Below are 10433 nucleotides of genomic sequence, written 5' to 3' on the forward strand. Positions count from 1 at the left end.
CGTCATGCCCGTTCGCTGCTGACCCCGACGTAGGCGGCGCGGCCGGCACCGAACCCGGCGATGATCGCGCCCAGGCCGATCACGCCGAACACCCAGCCGGTGGCGCCCCAGCCACCGGTCCAGTCATGCAGCACGCCCACCGCCAGCGGGCCCATGGACGCCAACGTATAGCCGATGCCCTGGGCCATGCCCGACAGGTTGGCGGCCACGTGGGAGTCCCGCGAGCGCAATACGATCAGCGTCAGCGCCAGGCTGAACGTACCGCCTTGGCCCAACCCCAGCAGGATCGCCCAGCCCCACAAGCCGTCGAGCGGCGCAAACAGGCAACCGAACAACCCGCCGAGGGTCAGCAGCATCACGACCAGGATGGCCGGGCGCTGGTCCTTGCCACGCGTAGCAAACCAAGGCGCGGTGAGCGCGCTGAGCAACTGCACGATGATCGAGCCAGACAGCGCCAAGCCGGCTTCGGTGGCGCTCAGACCACGGTCGATGAGGATTGAAGGCAGCCAGCCAAACACGATGTAAGCCAGGGATGATTGCAGGCCCATGTACAAGGTCACTTGCCAGGCCAGGGGATCGCGTAGCAAGCCTTTCACCCGATAGGCGACTTGATGGGCACCGTGCTTTTGCCCGACCTGCGGCAACCAGAACAGCGCTGCCAGCAGCGCGGGCACAATCCAGAAACCCAGGCCGATGTTCCAGCTGTCGCCGAAGTAGTGACTCAGCGGCACCGTGGCCCCCGCCGCCAGCGCCGCACCGAGGCACAGCGCCATAGTGTAGACGCCGGTCATGGTGCCAGCCTGCTTGGCAAAGTCGCGCTTGACGATGCCCGGCAACAACACACCGATGATGCCAATGCTGGCGCCTGCGATCAGGCTGCCGACGAACAACCCCGCCTCGCCAAACGAGCTGCGCAGGAAAATGCCAGCAGCCAGCGTGAGCAGAATGCCCAGCACCACCCGCTCAGCCCCGAAGCGCCGCGCGAGGACCGGTGCCAGCGGTGCGAACAGCCCCAGGCACAACACCGGCAAGGTGGTCAGCAAACCGGCCTTGGCCGCCGACAGCCCCAGGCTGTCGGACACGTTGCTCAGCAACGGCGAAAGGCTCGACAGCGCCGGGCGCAGGTTCATTGCCACCAGGACCAGTCCCACGATCAACAACCACGGGCGGCTCACCAGCGGCGGGCGGTGTTGCACCACCTCGTCGTCGGCTTCGGCGTCGATCAACAGTTCTTCAAGTTTGGTTTCGGAGGTCATTGATCAACTGCCGGCAGCGTGATGGGCGCTTGCCCTGATCACTGGTTGAAAAGTCCCACAGCCTATTCGGACGTGCCTACAAGAGCAACGCACTAGGTTTTTTAGGCAACAAAAGGAACTGAATTTTCGATTGGTAAAATTACCCTCTGAGGGTAATTATTGGACTCAGGTGTCTTATGGAAAAGTACACACCTCATTACGATTTGGCGGTGATAAAGGCGGATGTGAGACGGCTTGGCGCCAAGGCATTCACACGTGCGGCAAAGAGAACCGCAGAAGCGCTCGACCTCGATATCAGCGAGATGCAATCGATCATTTACGCGCTGAAAAACAGGATGTTGTACAAGTCGATGACCACCTATGCCGATCATCGTGTCTGGCAGGACGTCTACCACATCCATTCACATGGTCTGGAGTTTTACATCAAGGTGACGTATTGCTCCGGCAGTAACCCACCGGTGATCTCCTTCAAAGGGATGAACCTATGAATACCCAACATTGCTTCATCTGCGGTGCCCCCGACGCGATGGTGCGTTTTGAAGGCCGCAGTGAAACCCTGCGCATCAAAGGCATGGAGCAGTGCATTGAAGGTCTTTCGGGCTGGGAGTGCCCGGTGTGCGAGGACGGCATGTACGACCCCGATAGCTGCGAACGCCACGCCAAGGCCAGTGATGAGCTGCTCCACGCCGCACGGCGGAAGATGGGCGCCGAACTCAAGCGTATCCGCCGCAAGCTGCACCTCACGCAAAAAGAAACCGTGGAGTTACTGTCCGGTGGCGGGCACAACGCCTTCTCACGCTACGAACGCGGCGAAATAACACCGCCCAAACCGTTGATGGTGTTGATGCGCCTGCTGGATCGTCACCCCGACCTGCTCGCCGAGGCCAAAGAACTGGCCGATGGCGCAGACCTGCGCAACGCCTTCACTTACACCCTCAACAACGAAACGCAAGAAGCCCTCAAAGCGTCCTGATCCTCCAAACAATAAACCCGGCGCCAGGCCGGGTTTATTTATTCACACATCGATCAATGCAGGATCTGGCTCAAGAACAACTTGGTCCGGTCATTCTGCGGGTTGTCGAAGAAGTCGTTCGGCGCCGCCTGTTCGACGATCTCGCCCTTGTCCATGAAGATCACGCGGTTGGCCACGGTGCGCGCAAAGCCCATCTCGTGGGTCACGCACAACATGGTCATGCCGTCTTCGGCCAGGCCGATCATGGTGTCGAGAACCTCTTTCACCATCTCCGGGTCGAGTGCCGAGGTCGGCTCATCGAACAGCATGATTTTCGGCTTCATGCACAGCGCACGGGCAATTGCCACGCGCTGTTGCTGGCCGCCGGACAACTGCCCCGGAAACTTGTGCGCCTGCTCCGGGATACGCACGCGCTCCAGGTAGTGCATGGCGATTTCCTCGGCCTTGCGCTTGGGCATCTTGCGTACCCACATCGGCGCCAGCGTGCAGTTCTGCAGGATGGTCAGGTGCGGGAACAGGTTGAAGTGCTGGAACACCATGCCGACTTCGCGGCGGATCGCTTCGATCTGCTTGAGGTCGTTGGTCAGTTCCACGCCATCCACCACGATGCGGCCCTGCTGGTGTTCTTCCAGGCGGTTGAGGCAGCGGATGGTGGTGGACTTGCCCGAACCCGACGGGCCGCACAGCACGATACGCTCGCCCTGCTTGACGTTGAGGTTGATGTCTTTCAACACGTGGAACTGGCCGTACCACTTGTTGACGCCCTGCATCTGGATAATGCCTTCAGGGCTCACAGGCTGTTTGATCGCTTCGCTCATAACAACAACTCCTAACGCTTGTGGCCTGTGTCGAGCTTGTGTTCCAAATGAATGGAATAGCGCGACATACCAAAACAGAAAATCCAGAACACCAGGGCGGCGAACACGTAGCCTTCGGTGGCCATGCCCAGCCATTTGGGGTCGGCGGCAGCTTGCTTGACGCTGTTGAGCAGGTCGAACAGGCCGATGATGATCACCAGGCTGGTGTCCTTGAACAACGCGATAAACGTGTTGACGATGCCGGGGATCACCAGCTTCAGGGCTTGCGGCAAGATCACCAGGCCCATGCTGCGCCAGTAACCCAGGCCCATCGCTGCGGCCGCTTCGTACTGACCTTTTGGAATCGCCTGCAAGCCACCGCGCACCACTTCGGCCACGTAGGCCGACTGGAACAGGATCACGCCGATCAACGCCCGCAGCAGCTTGTCGATGCCCATGCCTTCGGGCAGGAACAACGGCAGCATCACCGAGGACATGAACAGCACGGTGATCAACGGCACGCCGCGCCAGAATTCGATGAAGGTCACGCAGACCACACGAATCGCCGGCATGTTCGACCGCCGCCCCAGCGCCAGCACGATGCCCAACGGCAAGGCGCCGGCGATACCGACGGTGGCGATCACCAGGGTCAGCATCAGGCCGCCCCATTGGCTGGTCGCCACGTTGCTCAGGCCGAAGATCCCGCCGTGCAGCAGGAAGAACGCGATGATCGGGTACAGCACCAGGAAGCCCAGGCCGTAGATCGCCTTGCGCGGGAAGCGCGAGATGAACAACGGCGCCACGCCGACGATGGCCAGCCACACGGTCAGGTCCACGCGCCAGCGCAGATCGCCCGGGTAGTAGCCGTACATGAACTGCCCGAAGCGCTGCTGGATAAACACCCAGCAGGCGCCCTCCTTGGTGCAATCGGCGCGCGTGGTGCCGACCCAGTTGGCATCCAGAATGGCCCAATGCAGGATCGGTGGCACCACCAGGTAGACCAGGTAGAACGCCAGCAACGTCAGCAAGGTGTTGAGCCAACTGGAAAACAGGTTGGCGCGCATCCATGCCACCGGGCCGAAGACTTTGCTCGGCGGCGGCATATCAGGTTTGAAAGTATGCGTACTCATGGGTGTGTCCTCACCGCTCGATCAGCGCAATGCGCTTGTTGTACCAGTTCATCAGCAGCGAGATGCTGATGCTGATCGCCAGGTACACGCTCATGGTGATGGCAATGACTTCAATCGCCTGGCCGGTCTGGTTGAGCACCGTGCCGGCAAACAGCGAAACCATTTCCGGGTAGCCGATACCGGCGGCCAGCGACGAGTTTTTCGCCAGGTTCAGGTATTGGCTGGTCAGCGGCGGAATGATCACCCGCAGGGCCTGCGGGATGATGACCTTGCGCAGCGTCGGCCCGGGGCGCAGGCCCAGGGAGCGCGCGGCTTCGGTCTGGCCGTGGCTGACGGACTTGATGCCCGACCGCACGATCTCGGCGATAAACGCGGCCGTGTAGACGGTCAGTGCCAGGGTCAGTGCCAGCAGTTCGGGGATCAGTACCCAGCCGCCAACAAAGTTGAAGCCCTGCAACTTGGGCATTTCCCAATGCAGCGGTGCACCGAAGATCAAGGCGCACAACGCCGGGATCACGATGAACAGCGCCAGGCCCGCCCAGAATTTGTGGAACGGCACGCCGGTCGCTTCAAAACGCTTGTTGGCCCACCGCGCCATCAGCACGATCGCGACAATCGCGACCACCACGCTGGCCACAAACGGCCAGAACCCATCGGCGGCAAGCGCTGCCGGCATGTTCAAGCCACGGCTGCTGACAAAGAAGGTATCGCCGAAGTTGTGGCTGTTGCGCGGCCCCGGCATGGTCAGGAACACCGCGAAATACCAGAACAGGATTTGCAGCAGCGGCGGAATGTTGCGGAACACTTCCACATACACCGTCGCCAGCTTGTTGATCATCCAGTTCGGTGACAGCCGTGCCACGCCGATGATGAAACCGAGCAACGTCGCCAGGATCACGCCGATCACCGTGACCAGCAAGGTGTTGAGCAGACCGATGACAAAGACCCGGGCATAGCTGTCCGATTCGGTGTAGTCGATCAAATGCTGCGCGATGCCAAAGCCGGCACTGCGTTCAAGAAAGTCGAAACCCGAGGTAATGCCCCGGTGTTGAAGGTTGGTCTGGGTATTGTTGAAGAGGTACCAGCCCAGCGAGACCACCGCCACAATCGTGATGATCTGGAAGAGCCACGCACGCACTTTGGGATCGCTGAAGCTGAGCTTCTGCTTTGGTGCGCCGATTTGATTTTGCATGAAGTGCCCCGGAAATAATGGAACAGAACATCACCCGGCGGTTGGCCCACCGGGTGATAGAACCATCAGCGATCAGCGCACAGGTGGTGCGTATTGAATGCCGCCGGCGTTCCACAGCGCGTTCAGGCCACGGTCGATTTCCAGCGGGGTGCTCTTGCCGAGGTTGCGCTCGAACACTTCGCCGTAGTTACCGACTTGCTTGACGATCTGTACCACCCAGTCTTTCTTCACTTTCAGGTCTTTGCCGTATTCGCCGTCGGCACCGAGCAGACGTGCAACGTCCGGGTTCTTGGTGGACTTGGCTTCAGCTTCTACGTTTTTCGAAGTGATACCGGCTTCTTCCGCGTTGAGCATGGCGTAGCCAACCCAGCGCACGATGGCCAGCCACTCGTCGTCGCCGTTACGCACGACCGGGCCCAGCGGTTCTTTGGAAATAGTTTCCGGCAGGACCACGTAGTCCTTCGGCGACGCCAGCTTGCTGCGCTGGGCGAAGAGTTGGGACTTGTCGGAGGTCAGCACGTCGCAACGCCCGGATTCCAGCGACTTGGCGCTTTCATCGGAGGTGTCGAAGGTGATCGGGGTGTATTTCAGGTTGTTGCCACGGAAGTAGTCGGAAACGTTCAGCTCGGTGGTAGTACCGGCCTGGATGCAGATGGTTGCACCGTCCAGTTCCTTGGCACTTTTCACGCCCAGCTTGTTGTTGACCAGGAAACCGATACCGTCGTAGTAGGTAATGAAGCCTGGGAATTTCAGCCCCATGCCGGCATCGCGGGAGCTGGTCATGGTGGTGTTGCGGGACAGGATGTCGACTTCGCCGGACTGAAGCGCGGTGAAACGCTCCTTGGCGTTCAACTGGCTGAACTTGACCTTGGTCGCGTCGCCGAACACGGCAGCGGCAACAGCACGGCACACGTCAGCGTCGATCCCGAGGATCTTGCCGCTGGCATCCGGCACCGAGAAACCCGGCAGGCCGTCACTCACGCCACATTGCACAAAGCCTTTCTTCTGCACGGCATCCAGGGTGGCGCCGGCTTGGGCGAAACCGCTGACACCCAATACAGCCGCCGCAGTCACGATGGCCAGGGTGGATTTCAATACCTTCATTCAAACCTCCAGTTGCTCTTGTTGTGTCGGAGCTCGAACCCCACCGCACCCTTATGAGGCGACATCGACCCGTGTTGGCTTTTTTTAGGGTCAAACGGCTAGAGGCTGTCGCTGTAAGTCCAGTTGCTATCCCAGAGGCGGCTGTCACTGATAGTGTTACCGCCAGGAGAGAGACCTGACATCGGTTTCTCCATAGCAAGCGCCGTACCAGACTGAGCGCTGAGTCGTTTCAGCCCACGGTCAATAGAAAAAGATTCAACCTTGCGACATTCTCTTAACAGATCACCCTGTCGCGCACCGTTCCGACGCACCCAATCGGAGCGCGCGCACATATATGGAGCAGACATGACCGACCCCTTGATTCTTCAGCCCGCCAAGCCCGCAGACGCCTGCGTAATCTGGTTGCATGGCCTGGGTGCCGATCGCTACGACTTCCTGCCGGTGGCCGAAGCGCTGCAAGAAAGCCTGCTGAGTACCCGTTTCGTTTTGCCCCAGGCGCCGACCCGTCCGGTGACGATCAATGGTGGCTACGAGATGCCCAGTTGGTACGACATCAAGGCCATGAGCCCGGCCCGTTCCATCAGCCTGGAAGAGTTGGAAGAATCGGCCAAAATGGTTACCGACTTGATCAAGGAACAAAAAAGCAGCGGGATAGACGCTTCGCGGATTTTTCTCGCCGGTTTTTCCCAGGGTGGCGCGGTGGTTTTCCACACGGCATTTACCAAATGGCAGGGAGCCTTGGGTGGGGTGATTGCACTCTCCACCTATGCACCGACCTTCAGCGATGAGCTGGAGTTATCCGCCAGCCAGCAGCGAATTCCGACCCTGTGCCTGCACGGCCAGTACGATGACGTGGTGCAAAACGCCATGGGCCGCAGCGCCTATGAGCACTTGAAGAGCCGTGGTGTCACCGTGACATGGCAGGAATACCCAATGGGCCACGAAGTGTTACCCGAGGAAATCCGCGACATCGGCACCTGGTTAAGCACTCGCCTGGGCTGAAACCCTGGGTTTATGTAGCCGTATGACAGACGCACTACGCCGCGCCCGTTTCTTGCATTACACTGGCCGGCGTACATTCCTTAACCAATTAATGAGATCACCGTGCTCGAAGCACTCAAGAAGATGTTCGGCAAAAGCGAGGCCGAGCCGCTCGCGCCTGTTCCCAGTGCTCCTGTCCCGCCTGCCGGCAGCCGCAATGACGGCCAACAGCCTGCTCGGACTGCGCCTGTCGCCCAGCCGACGACGCCTACGGTGACCGCGCCTGAACCGGCAAAAGACGCTGCACCGGCCCCGAAACCGCGCCGTGAACGCGCGCCAAAACCGCCGGTGATTCCATGGAAACTCGAAGACTTCGTCGTCGAGCCCCAGGAAGGCAAGACCCGCTTCCACGATTTCAAACTCGCCCCGGAACTGATGCACGCCATCCAGGACCTGGGTTTCCCGTACTGCACGCCGATCCAGGCGCAGGTGCTGGGTTTCACCCTGGCCGGCAAAGACGCCATCGGCCGCGCCCAGACCGGCACCGGCAAGACCGCCGCGTTCCTGATCTCGATCATCACCCAGCTGCTGCAAACGCCGCCGCCGAAAGAGCGCTACATGGGTGAGCCGCGCGCACTGATCATCGCCCCGACCCGCGAGCTGGTGGTGCAGATCGCCAAGGACGCCGCCGACCTGACCAAGTACACCGGCCTCAACGTCATGACCTTCGTTGGCGGCATGGATTTCGACAAGCAGCTCAAGCACCTCGAAGCCCGCCACTGCGACATCCTGGTCGCCACGCCGGGCCGCCTGCTGGACTTCAACCAGCGCGGCGACGTGCACCTGGACATGGTCGAAGTGATGGTGCTGGACGAAGCCGACCGCATGCTCGACATGGGTTTCATCCCGCAAGTACGCCAGATCATTCGCCAGACTCCACCGAAATCCGAGCGTCAGACCCTACTGTTCTCCGCGACCTTCACTGAAGACGTGATGAACCTCGCCAAGCAGTGGACCACCGACCCGTCCATCGTCGAGATCGAAGCGGAAAACGTCGCCAGCGAAAACGTCGAGCAACACATCTACGCCGTGGCCGGTGCCGACAAGTACAAACTGCTCTACAACCTGGTCAACGACAATGGCTGGGAGCGCGTGATGGTGTTCGCCAACCGCAAGGACGAAGTGCGCCGCATTGAAGAGCGCCTGGTGCGGGATGGTGTGAACGCAGCGCAGTTGTCGGGTGATGTGCCGCAGCACAAGCGCATCAAGACGTTGGAAGGTTTCCGCGAAGGCAAGATCCGCGTGTTGGTGGCCACTGACGTGGCGGGCCGTGGCATTCACATTGATGGCATCAGCCATGTGATCAACTTCACCCTGCCGGAAGTGCCGGATGACTACGTGCACCGTATTGGCCGTACTGGCCGTGCGGGCGCGGCGGGTGTGTCGATCAGTTTTGCCGGGGAAGATGATTCGTATCAGTTGCCGTCGATCGAGACGTTGCTGGGGCGCAAGATCAGTTGTGAGACGCCGCCGACGCACCTGTTGCGCCCGGTAGAACGCAAACGCCCTTAACGCTGAAATGCGCTAAAAATGTGGGAGCTGGCTTTTGTGGGAGCCGGGCTTGCCCGCGATGCAGGCGCCTCGGTTTGTCAGTTGAACCGAGGTGATGCCATCGCAGGCAAGCCAGCTCCCACAAAAGCCAGCTCCCACATTGGGTTCTGTGTTTAGCCTGTTACTTCCAGCGGTCAGCGGCGGCATGGTCGCTGCTACGCCCTTCCACCCAACGCGGGCCTTCACTGGTGTGCTCTTTCTTCCAGAACGGCGCCCGCGTCTTCAAGTAGTCCATCACAAAGGCACAGGCGTCAAACGCCGCCTGGCGATGGGCACTGGCGGCTCCGACAAACACTATCGGCTCACCCGGTTCCAGCGCGCCGATGCGATGCAGCACTTCCAGCTTGAGCAATGGCCAGCGCTGCTCAGCTTCCACGGCGATCTTGGCCAGGGCTTTTTCGGTCATGCCCGGATAGTGCTCCAGGAACATCCCCGCCACGTCCAGGCCATCGTTGAAGTCGCGCACGTAGCCGACAAAACTTACTACCGCGCCCACGCCTACATTGGCCGCGTGCATCGCGTTGACTTCAGCACCGGGATCAAACGCCTGGACCTGAACACGAATGGCCATGATCAGCCCCCAGTCACGGGTGGAAAGAACGCCACTTCGTCACCCGCCTGCACCGGTTCATCGAGGCTGCACAACTCTTCGTTGCGCGCGCACATCAGGCTGGTCTCGTTGAGCACCGCAAACTCCGGGTCACTGGCCAGCGCGAGGCGTACCGCATCGACGGTGGCGAAATCACCTTCCATCTCCAGCGAGTCAAAGCCCACCGCTTCCGCGTAACGCGCAAAAAACAATACGTTGATGCTCATGCCTGGTCCGCCTTGAAGTGCCCGCTCTTGCCGCCCAGCTTTTCCAGCAGGCGGATGCTTTCGATGGTCATGCCGCGGTCCACGGCCTTGCACATGTCGTAGATGGTCAATGCCGCGACGCTGGCGGCGGTGAGCGCTTCCATCTCCACGCCGGTCTGGCCGGAGAGTTTGCAGCGCGCCAGGATGTGCACCGAGTCTGCGCCATCGGCGCTCAGTTCGACCTTGACGCCCGTCAACATCAGCGGGTGGCACAGCGGGATCAGATCACTGGTTTTTTTCGCCGCCTGGATCCCGGCGATGCGGGCCACGGCAAACACGTCGCCCTTGGGGTGGGCGCCGTCGACAATCATTTGCAGGGTCTCGGGCAACATGCGCACCCGGGCTTCGGCCACCGCTTCACGGAACGTCACGGACTTGTCGGTGACGTCGACCATATGGGCGCGACCTTGGGAATCGAGATGAGTCAGCACAGGGATACTCCTGATCAGGAGCAGCGATTGTAAACCCGACGGTCAGATTTGCGCATGCCTTTGTGGGAGCTGGCTTGTGTGGGAGCTGGCTTGCCTGCGATGC

The 10433-nt window shown here is 60.5% G+C and carries 12 protein-coding genes; 4 read left to right on the forward strand and 8 right to left on the reverse strand.

What is annotated here, in order from left to right:
• Window positions 1–2: 2 nt before the first annotated feature.
• Window positions 3–1256, reverse strand: coding sequence for a CynX/NimT family MFS transporter (locus B348_RS0114105; RefSeq protein ID WP_017736730.1), 1254 nt, complete (start codon window positions 1254–1256; stop codon window positions 3–5).
• A 176-nt stretch (window positions 1257–1432) separates the two neighbouring features.
• Between B348_RS0114105 and B348_RS0114110 the strand changes: the two genes are divergently transcribed.
• Entirely contained in the window at window positions 1433–1744 is a 312-nt protein-coding gene (locus B348_RS0114110; RefSeq protein WP_017736731.1) for a type II toxin-antitoxin system MqsR family toxin, read from the forward strand.
• A complete protein-coding gene (locus tag B348_RS0114115; RefSeq protein ID WP_017736732.1) occupies window positions 1741–2229 on the forward strand; it encodes a type II toxin-antitoxin system MqsA family antitoxin in 489 nt (162 codons plus the stop codon). Before B348_RS0114110 ends, B348_RS0114115 begins: the two co-directional genes overlap by 4 nt.
• 53 nt (window positions 2230–2282) lie before the next feature.
• On the opposite strand, the gene B348_RS0114120 is transcribed toward B348_RS0114115, so the two are convergent.
• The 4 genes from B348_RS0114120 to B348_RS0114135 all read right to left on the reverse strand — a co-directional run bounded on the left by B348_RS0114120 (window position 2283) and on the right by B348_RS0114135 (window position 6452).
• Window positions 2283–3047, reverse strand: a complete 765-nt coding sequence (locus B348_RS0114120) for an amino acid ABC transporter ATP-binding protein (protein ID WP_003171943.1) — start codon at window positions 3045–3047, stop codon at window positions 2283–2285.
• A gap of 11 nt (window positions 3048–3058) precedes the next feature.
• Complete coding sequence (locus B348_RS0114125; protein ID WP_026136786.1) at window positions 3059–4156, reverse strand: amino acid ABC transporter permease; 1098 nt, start codon at window positions 4154–4156, stop codon at window positions 3059–3061.
• 10 nt (window positions 4157–4166) lie between these two features.
• Window positions 4167–5348: an amino acid ABC transporter permease gene (locus tag B348_RS0114130; RefSeq protein WP_017736734.1), complete on the reverse strand. Its 1182-nt coding sequence runs from the start codon at window positions 5346–5348 to the stop codon at window positions 4167–4169.
• A gap of 72 nt (window positions 5349–5420) precedes the next feature.
• A complete protein-coding gene (locus B348_RS0114135; RefSeq protein WP_017736735.1) occupies window positions 5421–6452 on the reverse strand; it encodes an amino acid ABC transporter substrate-binding protein in 1032 nt (343 codons plus the stop codon).
• A gap of 345 nt (window positions 6453–6797) precedes the next feature.
• Here B348_RS0114135 and B348_RS0114140 point away from each other — a divergent pair, with 345 nt between their 5' ends.
• Window positions 6798–7454 (forward strand): alpha/beta hydrolase, encoded by a 657-nt coding sequence (locus B348_RS0114140; protein ID WP_017736736.1) that lies wholly within the window; start codon window positions 6798–6800, stop codon window positions 7452–7454.
• Window positions 7455–7556: 102 nt separating this feature from the next.
• Entirely contained in the window at window positions 7557–9005 is a 1449-nt protein-coding gene (rhlB, locus tag B348_RS0114145; protein ID WP_017736737.1) for an ATP-dependent RNA helicase RhlB, read from the forward strand.
• A 160-nt stretch (window positions 9006–9165) separates the two neighbouring features.
• Here rhlB and moaE read toward each other — a convergent pair whose 3' ends face one another.
• The 3 genes from moaE to moaC are packed head-to-tail and all read right to left on the reverse strand — an operon-like array spanning window position 9166 to window position 10330.
• Complete coding sequence (gene moaE / locus B348_RS0114150) at window positions 9166–9615, reverse strand: molybdopterin synthase catalytic subunit MoaE (RefSeq protein ID WP_017736738.1); 450 nt, start codon at window positions 9613–9615, stop codon at window positions 9166–9168.
• A 2-nt stretch (window positions 9616–9617) separates the two neighbouring features.
• Window positions 9618–9860 carry a molybdopterin converting factor subunit 1 gene (moaD, locus tag B348_RS0114155; RefSeq protein WP_017736739.1) on the reverse strand — a complete coding sequence of 81 codons (243 nt, stop codon included), beginning with the start codon at window positions 9858–9860 and terminating at the stop codon, window positions 9618–9620.
• A complete protein-coding gene (gene moaC / locus B348_RS0114160; protein ID WP_017736740.1) occupies window positions 9857–10330 on the reverse strand; it encodes a cyclic pyranopterin monophosphate synthase MoaC in 474 nt (157 codons plus the stop codon). Before moaC ends, moaD begins: the two co-directional genes overlap by 4 nt.
• Window positions 10331–10433: the final 103 nt, after the last annotated feature.

The organism is Pseudomonas sp. CBZ-4, from assembly GCF_000346755.1.
Classification (GTDB): domain Bacteria; phylum Pseudomonadota; class Gammaproteobacteria; order Pseudomonadales; family Pseudomonadaceae; genus Aquipseudomonas.